The organism is Spirillospora sp. NPDC048911, assembly GCF_043198015.1.
In the GTDB taxonomy this organism is placed as follows: Bacteria; Actinomycetota; Actinomycetes; order Streptosporangiales; family Streptosporangiaceae; genus Spirillospora.
In genome coordinates this window covers 375,095-388,805 of record NZ_JBICUD010000002.1, presented here as the reverse complement: position 1 = coordinate 388,805, position 13,711 = coordinate 375,095, and the positions used below count along the sequence as shown (strand labels likewise).

General features: G+C 72.3%; 11 protein-coding genes, 2 tRNA genes and 1 pseudogene. 4 read left to right on the top strand and 10 right to left on the bottom strand.

What is annotated here, in order from left to right; genetic code table 11:
• Nucleotides 1–3: 3 nt before the first annotated feature.
• From ACGFNU_RS08955 to ACGFNU_RS08935, 5 genes are read right to left on the bottom strand one after another with little or no spacing between them, the layout of a single operon-like run.
• Complete coding sequence (locus tag ACGFNU_RS08955) at nt 4–1,059, bottom strand: hypothetical protein (RefSeq protein WP_392591613.1); 1,056 nt, start codon at nt 1,057–1,059, stop codon at nt 4–6.
• A 21-nt stretch (nt 1,060–1,080) separates the two neighbouring features.
• Entirely contained in the window at nt 1,081–1,347 is a 267-nt protein-coding gene (locus ACGFNU_RS08950) for an acyl carrier protein (protein ID WP_392591611.1), read from the bottom strand.
• 56 nt (nt 1,348–1,403) lie between these two features.
• Entirely contained in the window at nt 1,404–2,408 is a 1,005-nt protein-coding gene (locus ACGFNU_RS08945) for a ribonucleotide-diphosphate reductase subunit beta (RefSeq protein WP_392591609.1), read from the bottom strand.
• Complete coding sequence (locus tag ACGFNU_RS08940) at nt 2,405–3,322, bottom strand: PaaI family thioesterase (protein ID WP_392591607.1); 918 nt, start codon at nt 3,320–3,322, stop codon at nt 2,405–2,407. The genes ACGFNU_RS08945 and ACGFNU_RS08940 overlap by 4 nt, the downstream gene beginning before the upstream one ends.
• The gene (locus ACGFNU_RS08935) at nt 3,319–5,067 is read right to left on the bottom strand and encodes an AMP-binding protein (RefSeq protein WP_392591605.1); all 1,749 of its coding nucleotides are present in this window, start codon (nt 5,065–5,067) and stop codon (nt 3,319–3,321) included. The genes ACGFNU_RS08940 and ACGFNU_RS08935 overlap by 4 nt, the downstream gene beginning before the upstream one ends.
• Nucleotides 5,068–5,430: 363 nt before the next feature.
• On the opposite strand from ACGFNU_RS08935, the gene ACGFNU_RS08930 reads away from it, so the two are divergent.
• From ACGFNU_RS08930 to ACGFNU_RS08920, 3 genes and pseudogenes are all read left to right on the top strand, one after another.
• Nucleotides 5,431–6,507, top strand: a complete 1,077-nt coding sequence (locus ACGFNU_RS08930; protein WP_392591603.1) for a zinc-binding dehydrogenase — start codon at nt 5,431–5,433, stop codon at nt 6,505–6,507.
• An 18-nt stretch (nt 6,508–6,525) separates the two neighbouring features.
• Nucleotides 6,526–7,845: an aspartate aminotransferase family protein gene (locus ACGFNU_RS08925; RefSeq protein ID WP_392591602.1), complete on the top strand. Its 1,320-nt coding sequence runs from the start codon at nt 6,526–6,528 to the stop codon at nt 7,843–7,845.
• A pseudogene (locus ACGFNU_RS08920) lies at nt 7,842–9,203 on the top strand (cation:proton antiporter); the annotation flags it as partial. The gene ACGFNU_RS08925 and the pseudogene ACGFNU_RS08920, both read left to right, overlap by 4 nt.
• A 297-nt stretch (nt 9,204–9,500) precedes the next feature.
• On the opposite strand, the gene ACGFNU_RS08915 reads toward ACGFNU_RS08920, so the two are convergent.
• The gene (locus ACGFNU_RS08915) at nt 9,501–10,556 is read right to left on the bottom strand and encodes an AraC family transcriptional regulator ligand-binding domain-containing protein (RefSeq protein ID WP_392591600.1); all 1,056 of its coding nucleotides are present in this window, start codon (nt 10,554–10,556) and stop codon (nt 9,501–9,503) included.
• Nucleotides 10,557–10,859: 303 nt separating this feature from the next.
• Between ACGFNU_RS08915 and ACGFNU_RS08910 the strand changes: the two genes are divergently transcribed.
• Entirely contained in the window at nt 10,860–12,101 is a 1,242-nt protein-coding gene (locus ACGFNU_RS08910; RefSeq protein ID WP_392591598.1) for a PucR family transcriptional regulator, read from the top strand.
• Between the two features lie 43 nt (nt 12,102–12,144).
• On the opposite strand, the gene ACGFNU_RS08905 is transcribed toward ACGFNU_RS08910, so the two are convergent.
• The 4 genes from ACGFNU_RS08905 to ACGFNU_RS08890 form a co-directional block, all read right to left on the bottom strand.
• Nucleotides 12,145–12,217, bottom strand: a tRNA-Glu gene (locus tag ACGFNU_RS08905).
• A gap of 288 nt (nt 12,218–12,505) precedes the next feature.
• Nucleotides 12,506–12,673, bottom strand: a complete 168-nt coding sequence (locus ACGFNU_RS08900) for a hypothetical protein (RefSeq protein ID WP_392591596.1) — start codon at nt 12,671–12,673, stop codon at nt 12,506–12,508.
• 87 nt (nt 12,674–12,760) lie between these two features.
• Nucleotides 12,761–13,225: a hypothetical protein gene (locus ACGFNU_RS08895; protein ID WP_392591595.1), complete on the bottom strand. Its 465-nt coding sequence runs from the start codon at nt 13,223–13,225 to the stop codon at nt 12,761–12,763.
• Nucleotides 13,226–13,608: 383 nt separating this feature from the next.
• Nucleotides 13,609–13,680: transfer RNA gene (locus ACGFNU_RS08890), tRNA-Gln, on the bottom strand.
• Nucleotides 13,681–13,711 lie beyond the last annotated feature (31 nt).

Below are 13,711 nucleotides of genomic sequence, written 5' to 3'. Positions count from 1 at the left end.
AGGTCAGGAAGTAGGGCCGGCGGCTCTGCGGATCACGGTCCGCCGGACGGGGACGTGCTCGTCCCCGCCGCAGCTGTGGTGCGCCAGCAGGGACCCGGCGGGCAGGCCGGTGGGCAGCAGCCGGTTCACCCGCGACCCCCGGCACGCCTCGGCGAACCCCGGATGCGGGGCGCGCGCGTACTCCGACAGCAGCACGAAGATCGGGTCGATCGGCTTGCGCACGCCGTCCTCGTCGACCACCTCGACCCAGGCGTGCGCCAGGTCGAGCATCCCGAGGATCCAGCCGCGCCGGGTGACCGACTCCAGGCCCGCCGCGCGGAAGAGCCGTTCGAGGTGCAGGCTCGCCGAGATGCAGGGCGCCACGCCGTGGGCGAGCACCCGCTCGTCCTCGCACTGCAGGGCCTCGGGCATCCGCGCCCAGCGCCGGCCCGCCGCCATGAAGTCCTCGACGATCTCGCGGATGACCGGCGACCGCAGCGTGCCCGGCCGTCCCCGGGTGCGCAGCCGTCCGCGCACCCCGAGCCCGGTCGAGCCGCGCGCCGTGATCCAGTCGGGGCCGCGCCCGGCGTCGCCCGGCGAGGTCTCCAGCGTGAGCACGGCGCCGTCGAACTCCTCCGGCCGCGGCGTGGCCAGCCGCCATCGGGGGTCGTCGCCGCACCCGTCCGGGCGCGGGCACTCCAGCTCGACCGAGAACCGCCACTCCAGGGGCTGGAACCAGGAGCCGGGCTCCCCGTTCATCCAGCGCAGCGCGAACTCGATGCTCCGTTCGGGCACCGAGGCCCCCGAGCCCGACGCCAGCGCGAGATTGAACAGGTCGTACCGGTCGAACAGCTCGGCGCCGGGCGGGCCGCCGCACGGCAGGCCCGCCGCGATCAGGGCGTCGAGCACGCCGTCGCCGCACCGCAACATCTCCAGCGCGCCCGCACGGCTCACGACCTCCTCGCGGTACTCCGCGGGAATGGTGAAGAGCCGCTGCAGTGCTCCCAGCCAGCCTCCGAAGACGACCGGACTCCCGGTGTCCGCGTCGGCCACGGCCGTACGCGACGTGTCGAGCCGCATGGCGCCCCTCCCAGGTCCGGATCAGGCGCCGGCTGCCGACAGCCGCCGCACGAGCTGCTCCACGTCGCCGACCGTGACGACGTCGAACGCCTGCTCGTCGTCGATCGGCTGCAGTTCGAACTCGCTCTCCAGCACGAGCGCGAGCTCCACGATGGCCACCGAGTCGTAGCCGAGATCGTTCATCACGTCGTGGTGGGACTCGGCGGCCCGCTCGCCCAGCGGCGACATGCGGCCGATGAGGTCCCGCACGCGCTGTCCCAGGTCGTCGGTCGTTTCGGTGGTCTCCATGTGGGCCTCTCTCAGTTCTGGCTTCGTCGGGTCGTCAAGTGGGTCGGTCGGTTCGGTCACTCGGCCGCGCGGGAGCAGGCCACGGCGGCGCGGCGGACGGGGTGCGCGGTGTCCCAGCGCTCGCGGTACTCGTCCATCGCCTGCTCGCATCCGGTCTGCCAGGCCATCGCGGCCTCGGTGCGGAGCTCGGGCAGCCCGATCACGGCGAGCTGGCGCAGCATCCGGTCGCGGGCCATGTCCCACTGCCCGGTGAGCTGCGCCGCCCGGCTGCGCAGCGCCATCCGCAGCAGGGGCGTGACGGCGCGGGTCTCCGGTGCCACCATCACGCGCGCCGCGAGCCGCGTGCCCGCGAGATAGGTCTCGCCGATGGTGTCGCGGTGCCCGGCCGCCACCCCGTCGCGGGCGGCGATCAGCCCGTACGTGACGTGCCGGGTCTCGTCGCGGGTCACGTTGGTGAGGCCCTCGGTGAGCGCCGGGAGCTTGGCCCGCCGCGCCAGCGTGCGCATGGTGCGCAGCGCGGTCGCCGCGAGCACGCCCTCGGTGATGAGGTGGTACTGGACGAGCGCCTGGTACCACGCGGTGGTGCCGCCGTCGCCGGGCTCGCGCACCCGGGCGGTCGAGGCCCGCAGCGTGGGCTCGAAGAGGTTGCCGTACGAGGCGGCCGCCTCCAGGGCCTTGCCGTCCTCGGGGTCGTCGAGGTCGATCCCGGCGGCCCGGCTCAGGTAGTCCTGGAAGAACCGCACGTGCCGGCCCTCGTCGGCGAGCTGGGTGGCCAGGTAGATGCGGTCGTCCTCGTTCGGCGCGTGGTCGACCAGCGAGCTCAGCGTCTGCACGACGCAGACCTCGCCGACCTCCAGCTCCGCGAGCGCGGCGAGCAGCTCCTGCCGGATGAACGGCCGCATCTCCTGCCAGACGGGGGCGTCCCGCTCGACCTTCACGTCGGCGACGGCCCACTGCTGTTTCTCCCAGCGGCCGTAGAGCTCCCGCGAGGTCGGCAGGGCGGGGAGCGAGACGTCCTCGGCGTCGGCCGCGTCGGTGATCTCCATGGTCGTGGTGCTCATGCGAACCTCCTGTAGTCCAGGGCGACGGCCAGCTCGGTCAGCGCCTCGTGCCTGCCCTCGGCACGCGTTCCGGGCCGGGTGAGCAGCTCGGCGAGCGGCGCCTTGCCGCGGATCAGCCGTTGCCAGTGCTGGAAGGTGCCGTGGAACCGGGCGTCCCAGCCGCCGGCCGGGCCGTCGGCCTGCTCGCCGGTCAGCGGGGTGGTCCGCAGCTCCCGGTCGTCGGCCTCGACGAGCCAGTCGGCGGGCCGCGCGTCGGCGAAGCGCACGGCCACCCGCAGCGGTGCGGCGAGGCGTCCCGGCTGGAAGATCTCCTGCAGCCCGCCGTTCATCTGCCAGCGCATGAACGCCGACGGGTCGCCCTTGCTCCAGTCGATGGTGTCGGGGCCGCGCTTGCGCGCCTCCATCGCCTTGACCCAGAGCTCGCGCGGCACCTCCAGGAAGACCCCGCGCGCCTCGAAGCACGGCTGCGCCGCGCCGCTTGAGGTCGCCTCCAGCCGGACGACAACGGAGCGCCGCCGCACCTCGTCCACCCAGGACCGCACGGTCAGCGGAACGCCCACGAGCGCGGGCGCCTGGTAGTCGGCCTGCATGCGCCGCGTCATGACGGGCCCGCCGATCTGCTCGGCGGCGACCATGGACATGACCTCGTCGGCGAGCGCCGACAGGTAGCCGCCGTGGGTGATCCCCGGGCCGCCCTCGGCGGTCGGCGGCGGGGTGTGCTCGAAGCGCATCTCCTCGCCCTGCCAGGCGGGCCGGACGACAAGCCCGCGCTCGTTGCCGCCGCCGCAGCCGAAGCAGGTGGGGTGGTGCGCGGTGATGCGGTCCGCGGGCTCGACGGCGGCGAACGCGGTGTCGGCCGGTTTGGCGTCGGCGGGCGTGGTGTTCGCGGGCGTGCTCTCGGTCGTCGCGGTCATGACGCGGCCTCCTCGTGCGGCGCGGGCGAGGTGAGCTCCCAGGGCAGGTCGGCGCGGCCGTCGGCGTCGGCGGCGACGTACACGGGCTCGGCCTCGGACGCGCCGGTCCGCAGCGCGTGCCACAGGAATCTCCGGCGCGTCTTCCCGCTGGAGGTGCGCGGGATGATCCCGCGGCGCCCCCGGAAGACCGCGACGGCCACCGAGTCGGAGGTGGCCGCGCGCAACCGCGCCACCGTGTCGTCCAGCCAGGTCTCGCTGGAGCTCTCCACGACGGCCGCCGCGACGTCCACGGCGTGGTGGGAGCCGAACACCACCGCGCACCGGCCGGCGCTGATCCCGTCGACGCGGGCCAGCTCGGCCTCCAGGTCCTCGGCGTGGACGCGGCGGCCGCGCACCTTGAGGCTGTCGCCGATCCGGCCCACCACGTACAGGTGACCGTCGAGCTGGAAGCCGGAGTCGCCGGTCGTCCAGCCCTCCCGCTCGAAGTCGATGGTGCCGTCGGCGGTGGCGTACCCCGCGGCCAGCGACGATCCGCCGATCTGGATCTCGCCGAAGGAGCCGTCCGGAACGGGCGTGCCCGCGTCGTCGACGATCTGGACCCGCACCCGCCGCATCTCCGGCCCGCAGGCGGTGAGCCAGCCCGCGCCCTTGACCCGGTCGACGCCGAGCGTCGCGATCTCGGCCACCGGGACCGGCTCGCCCGGGGCCAGCGCCCGCTCGTCCAGCCGGACGACCGGCGAGCTCACGTCCGGCGAGACACCGGTCACCCCGAGCGTGCCCTCGGCCAGGCCGTACGCGGGCATCAGCGCCTCGCTGCGGAACCCGCGCGGCCGCAGCAGCGCGGCGAACTCGCCGAGCTCGGACGCGTCGACGCGTTCGGCTCCGCAGATCGCCACCCGCCAGCCGGAGAAGTCCATCTCCGCGATCTGGTGCTCGCGGACGCGGCGGTGGGTGTAGGCGTAGCCGAACGTCGGCGCGGTCGTCATCGTGGCGCCGAGCGAGCCGAAGCACTCCAGCCAGCGGAGCGGCGAGCGGATGAACTGGTCCGGGGTCATCAGCCACAGGTCGGCCTGCGAGACGAGCGGGGTGAGCAGCCCGCCGATGAGCCCCATGTCGTGGTAGAGCGGCAGCCAGCTGGCGAACCCGTCGCCGGGCCCCCACTGCGACCACGAGCGCAACGCGGTGATGTTGTCGTCGAGGTTGTCCCAGGTGACGCGCACGCCCTTGGGCCTGCCGCTGGATCCCGAGGTGAACTGCAGCAGCGCGAGGTCCGGCCGCGAGCCGCCGCCCAGACCCCCGCTCGTGTTTTCTGGCTCGGGCAGGTCTGACGGCTCGGGCAGCCGTACGGGCGCGTCCGCGAGTCCGGCGGCCAGCGACGCCTCGGCCGCGGCGTCGTACAGCTCGCCGTCGGCGAGGACGAGCGACGGCTGGGCGACCCGCAGGACGCCCGCGACATGCTCGGCGTACTGGGCCCGGCCGCCGAACGTGAGCGGCGTGGCGATCGGGGACGGCGTGAGACCGGCGAGCAGGCAGCCGGCGAAACCCGCGGCGAAGTCGAGCGGGTTCGACAACATCAGCGACACGGGGGTGCCCGCCGGGGCACGCCGGTCCCGCAGGAAGGCCGCCAGGCGCCGGACGTCCGTGGCGAGCTCGGCATAGGAGTGGAACCGCCAGCCGCCGCCGGGTACGGCGAGCCTGATCCCGTGTGAGTCGTCCGGTGCTTCCAGCCAGTCGAGTAGCCCCACTGTGGATTCCCGTCCTGAGTGAACATCTGACCTCGGCCGGACCCCATCCGCCCCGCCGACTACGATTCAGAACGGTGTCATGGCATTTCTTCGAGCGTCAATATCCAAAGAATGATCCATTGACGGCATGGCCAATTCTGTGCCGCCGCACAAAAAACAGGGGCACGTTGTGCGGGCACACAACGGAGGGCCGAAGATGCTTCCCACCTGGCGCGACGACCCCGCTTCCCAGGTGGCGTCACCTTAATGGAACGCGCCAATTGTGCGAGGTCAATCACGTTGGAAAACAACCTTGAGCAATCCCGGATTCACGTCCTACATTGAATCGACTTCGGCGGCGACGATGAATTCCGAGGAGACGGCATGGTAATGGCGGTGGTCGTTCACGAGTCCGGCGGCCCATGGAAGGCCGAGGACATCGCGCTCCCCGGCCCCGGGCCGGGACAGGTGCGGGTGCGCGTCGCCGGCGCGGGGCTCTGCCACTCCGACCTCTCGTTCGCGGACGGGACCCTGCCGGGCGCCTTCCCCGCCGTGCTCGGCCACGAGGCGGCGGGCACGGTCATCGCGACCGGCCGCGGGGTCGGGTCACCGCGCGTCGGCGACAAGGTCGTGCTCACCTGGAGCCCGCCCTGCGGCGAGTGCTGGCACTGCGCGCACCACGAGGCGCACCTGTGCTCCCAGGTGGGTGAGCCGCCGGCGCCGTTCGCCGAGCTCGCCGACGGCACCCCGCTCTACCCGGGTCTCGGCGTCGGGGCCTTCGCCGAGGAGACCGTGGTGCCCGCCGCCGCGGCCATTCCGGTGCCGGACGGCCTTCCGCTCGACATCGCCGGACTGCTCGGCTGCGCCGTCGCCACCGGAGTGGGGGCGGTGCTCAACACCGCGCGCGTCGAGGCGGGCGAGTCGGTCGCCGTGATCGGGCTCGGCGGCGTCGGCCTGTCGGCCGTGCAGGGCGCGCGTATCGCGCGGGCCGGGGTGGTCTTCGCCGTGGACCCGTCCGAGGAGAAGCGCGAGCTCGCACTGCGTCTCGGCGCGACCCACGCCGCACCGCCCACGCTCGCGATGGGCGGCAGGCTGCGCAAGCTCACCGGCGGCCGCGGCGCCGACCACGTCATCGAATGCGTCGGGCGCGCGACGACGATCCGGAGCGCGTGGAGCCTGGCCCGCCGCGGCGGGCACGTGGTGGTGGCTGGCGCGGGCGCCCGCGACGACTTCGTGCGGTTCAGCGCGCAGGAGCTCTTCCTGCAGGCACGCACATTGCAGGGCTGCGTCTACGGGTCGGTCGAGCCGGCCACCGACATCCCCACCTACGCGGCCCTCGCGGTCACCGGCGACCTGGATCCCGCCGCCATGGTCACCGCGCGGTCCCCGCTCGCCGACGCCGGCGCGGCCGCCGAGGCACTGGCGCGCGGCGAAGGTGCCCGGACCCTGCTCATCCCCTGACCCGGAGGCGACTCTCTTATGCGAGCGACCGAGCACACGACCGACGACACCACCGGGCTCACGAGCGAGCCCACGTCCGGGCCAACTACGACACGGTCCCGCCAAGCGATCGTCGCGGATTACGAGCGGCACCTGGGCAGGGCGGCCGCCCGTCTGGCCGACCAGACACGGCAGCCCGTCGAGGTCCGTTCCGAAGGAGCCCTCGTCTGGGACGAGGAGGACCGGTCGTACCTCGACTGCGGCGGCTACGGCGTCTTCATCCTCGGCCATCGGCACCCGGCCGTCCTCGACGCCGTCCGGCGGCAGCTCGACCGGCATCCGCTGGCCACGCGCAGCCTCCTGTCCGGCGAACTCGCCGACGCGGCGCGGCGCCTGGCCGCCGTGACCCCCGCCGGGCTGGAGCGGGTCTACTTCGCCTGCACCGGAGCCGAGGCGGTCGAGGCCGCGCTCAAGCTCGCCCGCGCCGGAGGGCGGCGGCGCGTCATCGCGATGGCGAACGGTTTCCACGGCAAGACGCTGGGCGCGCTGAGCGTGACCGACCGGCTCGCGTTCCAGGCACCGTTCCGGCCCCTGCTGCCCGACATCACGACCGTGCCGTTCGGCGACGCCGAGGCGCTGCGGGAGGCGCTGGCCGACGGTGGCGGCAAGGCGTGCGTGATCCTCGAACCCGTGCAAGGCGAGGGCGGCGTGCGGATCCCGCCGGCCGGTTACCTGCGCGAGGTCGCCGACGCGTGCGGCGAGGCGGGCGCGATGCTGATCCTGGACGAGGTGCAGTCGGGTCTCGGGCGGCTCGGCACGTGGTGGGGATGCGACGCCGAGGACGTCCGGCCGGACCTGCTCCTGACCGGCAAGGGACTCGGCGGCGGCTGCCTGCCGGTGAGCGCCGTCGTCGCCACCGAGGCCGCGTTCGCGCCGCTCGACCGCAACCCGCGCCTGCACAGCTCCACGTTCTCGGGCTACCCGCTGGGCATGGCCGCCGTCACCGCGACGCTGGAGACCATCGAACGCGACGACGTCCCGGCGCGCGCGCAGCTGCTCGGCAAGCGCCTGTACGAGCACGTCGTCGAGGCGTCCCAGGCCGCCGGCCCGGAGCTGGTCCGCGAGGTGCGCGGGCGCGGGCTGCTGATCGGCGTCGAACTCTCGCATCCGCGCGTCGCCGGGCGGTTCATGCGCGAACTGCTGGCGCGACGGGTGATCGCCGCCCACTCGCTCGGAACCGACACCGTCGTGCGCTTCACACCACCCGCCACGCTGACGGAGAGTGAGATCGACTGGTTCGTCAACGCGGTCGGCGAGGCCATGACCCGGCTCGGCGACACCGAGGAGGCCGCCCCATGACCGAGGTCGCACCGGAACCCGCACCGCCAGCAGCACCGCCGACCGCGCCGCATCCGACGCCACCTGGGCGGCGCCGACTCGTGTCCGTGAGCATCGTCTTCGCCGGAATTCCCGCCGCCATCGTTGCGGCGGTCCTGACCACGCTCGGCACGGACGGGCGGGACGCCGGCGGCGGACACCAGGGGCTCGGGGTGGTCGCCCACTTCCTGCTCGCCGCCGCGCTGGTGCTGCTGGCCGCGTGGACGGGCGGGAGGCTGGCCGTCCGGCTCGGCCAGCCGCCGGTCATGGGCGAGATCATCGCCGGGATCGCGCTAGGGCCGTCGCTGCTCGGCGCCCTCTCCCCCGAGACGATGCGGTGGCTGTTCCCGGACCAGGTGCGGCCGATGTTGTCGGCGCTGGCCCAGCTCGGCCTGGTGCTCTTCATGTTCGAGGTCGGGCGGGAGCTGGCCGCCGTGCGGTTGCGCGGGGCCGCCCACTCGTTCGTGCTGGTCGCCGTGGCGTCGATGTCCGTCCCGTTCGCCACCGGCATGGCCGCCGCTCCCCTGCTCTCGGACGGCAACACCGGCCCGGCGGGCACTCCCGCCGCGTTCGCCCTCTTCCTCGGCTGCGCGCTGAGCATCACCGCGTTCCCCGTGCTGGCGCGCATCCTCACCGACCTGAGGCTGACTCGCACCCTGCCCGGGCGCATGAGCCTCTTCGCGGCGGCGGGCGGCGACGGCGTCGCGTGGCTGATGCTGGCCGTCGCGCTCGCCACCGCGGGCGGCCGGAGCACGACGACGCTCGCCCTCACCTCGCTCGGCGCGGTGGCCTACTGCGTGCTCCTGCTCGGCGCCGGTCGGCGCGTGCTGCGCGCGCTGCCCGCGCTGCGCCGGCCCGGCCCCGCGGCGGGCATCCTGCTGGTCGCCGGGGTGGCCGTGTCCGCGGCGATCACCGACGCGCTCGGGCTGCACGCGCTCATCGGGGCCTTCCTCTTCGGGCTGGCGTGGCCGCCCGGCGTCCCGGCCGCGGACACCGCCGCCGACCGGATGAACTCGGTGGCCCGGCCCGTGCTGCTGCCGTTCTACTTCCTGTTGTTCGGCCTCACGTTCGACCTGGGCGCGGCCGGGCTCACCTGGACGACGGCCGGATTGACCGGGCTGCTGCTGGTGATGGCGATCGCGACCAAGTTCCTCGGGGCCGCGCTCTGCGCGCGGCTGACCGGAGTGTCCGGCCGCGACTCGGTGGCGCTCGGGATCCTCGTCAACACCCGCGGCCTCACCGAGCTCGTGGTGCTGATGACGGGACGCGAGGCGGGCATCATCAACGACCGCCTGTTCACCGTCCTGGTGGTCGTCACGCTGGTCACGACCCTCATGACGGCCCCGCTGCTACGCCTAGCCGGCCTGCACCCGTCAACCACGGCGGAAACCCCGGAGAACACCCCGACACACGCCAAGACGCATGTGGGAACGCACGTCGGAGCGGACGCCACGGAGTACGTCCCGGCGCACGGCGGAGCGAACGTCAAGACGGACGCAGCAGCAGGCGCGGCAATTGCGGCCACAGACACGGCGGCGGATGCAGGACCGGATGCGGTTGCGGACGCAACCGCGGACGCGGCAGCAGACACAGCAGACGCGGCGGCGGACGTGGGTGCGGGGCGGTTGGAGGGGGGTTCAGCGGGTGGCGAACTCTCGGGGGGACGAACCGGTCCAGCGCCGGAAGGCGTGGGTGAACGCCGCGGGCCCGGCGAACCCGACCTGGCGGGCCACCTGGAGCGACGGGACGCCCTGGAGCAGCAGTTCCTCGGCGAGCTCGCGCCGCGCCGCCATGACGATGGCGCTGAATGAGCTGCCCTCCTCCGCCAGCCGCCGGCGCAGCGTCCGCTCGCTCATGCCGAGATCGCTGGCCGCGCTGCCCATGCTCGGCAGCGCGGGGAGGCGGCGCAGCACATGCTCGCGCAGGACGTCCGGCAGCGTGAGCTGGGCGCGGCGCTGGCGCAGCAGCTGCCGGCACTGGTCCTCGATCATGTCGAGCATCGGCCGGTTGGCCAGCGGCATCGGCTCGCTGAGCACGTCCGGGTCGACCCGTACCGTGTGGCCGCCTCCGCCGAACGACACCGTGACGCCGAACGTGTCCTCGTACAGGCCGGCGTGCGGGGGGCGCGGGCCGGCCATCCCCACGCCGACCAGCCAGCCGTCGCCCGAGATCAGGTCGCCGAGCAGCCGGATGGTCGCGCTCAGCGTGCGTTCGGCGAAGAACCCCCGCACGTCCGCGGGCAGCCGTCCACCGCTGATGCGCAGCAGGAGGACGCCGTCGTCCTCCTCGGTGGTGATGGCGCAGCACGAGTACGTCAGGTCGAGATACCGGCCTGCGAACGTCAGGGCGTCCCGTACCGACGGCGAGCAGAGCATCCCCCAGCCGAGCGCGCCGTACACGCTCAGCCGGTAACGGGCCGCCATGACCAGGCCCAGCGCGGGTATGTGGGCGAGCTCACCGATGACGTTGCGGGCGAGGGCGAGCTCCTGCTCCAGCCGGATCGTCGCCCTGGCGTCCTCCAGGGTCGCGGGCGCGATGCCGGTGCCTCGCAGGCAGCGGTCTTGGGACACGCCGTGCTCGCCCGCGACCTGCACCATGACATGCGCGCTGACCGTCCCGAGAACGGGCAGCCGAGCGGGAAGGGCCGGCTGCGGGTTGACACCGCCGGCCCCATCCGGGCGCGCTAAGCGCATCACGCCCCCTTGCCCCCGGTCGGCGAAATGCGGCGCATCGCCCGCGGGGCCGGTCACCAGAACCCGGGAGACGGCGTGGCGATTGGCCGCAGCGAGCAAGTCCTTGGCCTCTGCCGACAATAACAACCCGGGCCTTCGGCATGTAACCTTCTCTTACAAACCGGTCAGGAGGATTCGACCCAACCGGTGATTTCCATCCCCGTTGGATGTCTTTGGACTCGTGGTCCGATGTCATGAGCGCCACGCCGAGGCATTCATTTCCCCGCTGCTCCAAATGTGAAGGCAGACAGAGTGGAGAGGGACATGCCGACCGGCCGGACCGATGAGACATCACTCCGAAGACCACTGACCGCCCCGGCGTCCAGAGAGGAAGCGGCGGTACATCGCGAGCGCGGCCTGCGCACGTTGCGCGGGCACCTGCCGGAGCTGACCGAGATGGTCGTCAGCGCGCTGCGGGCCTCGGAGCCCGCCTACCGGCACGGCGGGATCCCCCCGCAGGAGCCGCCGCTGTGGATCGGGAGATCGATCGACCTCGCGCTCGACGCCTTCCGGATGGCGCCCGAGGAACGGGTCGAGACCCTCGAGTGGCCGCGCAGGATCGGCGAGCGCCGGGCCCGGCAGGGCGTGCCCATGCAGGCCCTGCTGCGGGCGTACCACATCGGCGGGAAGGTCATCTGCGACGCGTTCACCCAGTGGGGCTTCCAAGAGGGCCTGTCGCCCGCGCACAACATCTCGCTGATCGACGACGCGTGGGACGTGGTCGACCGGCACTCCTCCGCCGCGCTCGACGCGCTGCGCACCACCGAGTCCGAGCTGCCCGACCGCCAGGTCGCGGCCGCGCTCCTCGACGCCCTGCTCAACGGCGAGACCGACCAGGCCTCGGCCGCCGTGGTGGCGCGCGCCTTCGCGCTCCCCGAGGACGGCCGCTACGCCGTCGTCGTCCAGCGCCCGGCCGACGGGCCCGCCGCGCCGCTGGAGCTGACGGAGCTGCCCGTCCGGGTCCACGGCTCGCGGGTGATCTGGCGGATGCACGGCGAGAGCGCGATCGGAGTAGTGGTGCTGGGCGAGCTCACCGCCGCCGCGTTCGGCAGCGCCCTGCCCACCCGCAGCGGCCGCCGCACCGGGGTGAGCGTCGCCGTCGACGGCCTGACCGAACTCGGCCGCGCCCGGCAGCTCGCCGAGCTGGCGGCCCGCACGCTCTCCAACGGGCACGGCCTGGCCTCCCTCGACGAGCGGCTGCCCGCCACCATGCTGACCGTCCGCCCCGACCTGGCCCGCGAGCTCGAGCTGCGCGTGCTCGCCCCGATCCTCGCGCTCGACCAGGCGAGCCGGGACCTCCTGCTCGACACGCTCGCCGCCTGGCTCGAGGCCGAGGGTTCGGCGACCCGGGCGGCGGAGTCGCTCTACTGCCACCGCAACACCGTGCTCAACCGGCTGCGCCGCCTCGAACTGCTCACCAAACGCTCGCTCGACAATCCCAAACACCTTGTCGAGGTCACTTTGGCACTCGAAGCATTCGATCTGCGCAGCGGCATACGCCGCTAACAGAAAAGGGCCGACGGTGTTGACCGTCGGCCCTTTCTTTCTGTACCCCCGAGCGGATTCGAACCGCCGTTACCGCCTTGAGAGGGCGGCGTCCTAGGCCACTAGACGACGGGGGCCTGGATCTTGCCTCGGCCTTCGCGATCTCTCGCTTCGGCCTCGCCCAGCTTACCGGACGATGTCCCCTTGTTCGAACCGGCTTCTCGCGAAACCACTGCGATCAAAGAGGAGCAGCCGGGGTGCCCGGCGCGGACCACTGTACCGTGAGATCGCGACCACGCAAAACGACTTCCCACCAGGCACGGAGCGTCAATCCGCGATCAGCCCCCCGGCCCGGCGATCCTCCCTGGCCAGCTCGCGGTGCCGGGCGCCTGGCTCCGATGCTCGGCCGCGTCCCCGATCCCGTCTCACGCACACATCTCATGGATCTGCGCCGCAGGCTCGTGGGCCACGGCGGCCGACAGAAAGGCCTGCACGTTGTAGCGCGCGGCGAGGTCGGCCTGAGCCCCGGCCACTAGCCCGCCGAGCACACAGAGGCAAAACACGGCCTGCCACAGCGAAGCCACCGCGGTCACGAGGTCGCGCGGTCGCGCCGCCGCGCCGCAGGGTTCAGCCGGTCGCAGGGCCACCGACCAATGCGTCTACGGCATTCTCCGTTGAAGTCATCCGCCGCACACGTAGCCGAGTTGCTCTTCCCAGCCGGAGATCATCCAGCCGGGCTCGGTCTTGGTGAGATTGAACTTGACGTTGTGCAGCGGACCGCCTGAACAGTTGCCGTCATAGACGGCGGTATCACCGATGACCTTCAGGTTGTCCGGCTCGTCGAAGGCCCAGTTCTTGTACTTGGCCAGCTTCACCTGCGTCTTTGTTTCGATGATCTTGGCAATCCCCGCAGGGCAGTAACCCTGACCGGTGGACGTGGCAATGGCCTGCCTCCCGCCGTCCGTAATGAGCGCGCACGCCTGCACCGATTGGCCACCGTACAGATGGCGCGTGAACTGGGTGAGCACCTCCTGGGGGCTCTTGGCCCCGACCGGCTCGGCACTCTTTCCGGAGCCGCTCTCATCGCCGGAACAGCCGACGAGAGTTTGCGCGAGAATCACCGTCAAGAATACTTTCTTGATCACAAAGCGGCATGGTAGCAGGCAAATGGTCTTAAGCTCGATTGAATAGCTAAGCCCTAGCCCAAATCGAGCCGAGTACGTGCAGGCTGAGGAGCACTACCGGCAGACCCTCCAGCTTCACCAGGACACCGGCAACAGGAACTTGATCAACGGCCAGAGGCCCCGTCCGTGGAACCCTGGAACCTTGGGTCTCGATGGACGGAAGCGGTCGCCAGCGCTGCCGCGTCCAGCCGATCCTGTCGCTGCGGGATGGGTGGCACTCGGGATGACGCCGCGCGGGCGCTTTTGAGAGCGGGTTCTGGCGGTTGTTCCCATGCGTTCCCGAGGGAGGGGCGGAAACAGAAAACCGGAGCCCCTACGGGACTCCGGGCCTGATCAGCGTGTTGCTGGGGTACCAGGACTCGAACCTAGACTAACTGAACCAGAATCAGTCGTGCTGCCGATTACACCATACCCCAGTGCGGTAGAGCTTCCTTGCGGTCGCTCGCG

Bases quoted from the DNA above. Each gene is read 5' to 3' on its own strand.
- ACGFNU_RS08955 (WP_392591613.1), bottom strand. From the start codon at position 1,059: ATGCGGCTCGACACGTCGCGTACGGCCGTGGCCGACGCGGACACCGGG.
- ACGFNU_RS08950 (WP_392591611.1), bottom strand. From the start codon at position 1,347: ATGGAGACCACCGAAACGACCGACGACCTGGGACAGCGCGTGCGGGAC.
- ACGFNU_RS08945 (WP_392591609.1), bottom strand. From the start codon at position 2,408: ATGAGCACCACGACCATGGAGATCACCGACGCGGCCGACGCCGAGGAC.
- ACGFNU_RS08940 (WP_392591607.1), bottom strand. From the start codon at position 3,322: ATGACCGCGACGACCGAGAGCACGCCCGCGAACACCACGCCCGCCGAC.
- ACGFNU_RS08930 (WP_392591603.1), top strand. From the start codon at position 5,431: ATGGTAATGGCGGTGGTCGTTCACGAGTCCGGCGGCCCATGGAAGGCC.
- ACGFNU_RS08925 (WP_392591602.1), top strand. From the start codon at position 6,526: ATGCGAGCGACCGAGCACACGACCGACGACACCACCGGGCTCACGAGC.
- ACGFNU_RS08915 (WP_392591600.1), bottom strand. From the start codon at position 10,556: ATGCGCTTAGCGCGCCCGGATGGGGCCGGCGGTGTCAACCCGCAGCCG.
- ACGFNU_RS08910 (WP_392591598.1), top strand. From the start codon at position 10,860: ATGCCGACCGGCCGGACCGATGAGACATCACTCCGAAGACCACTGACC.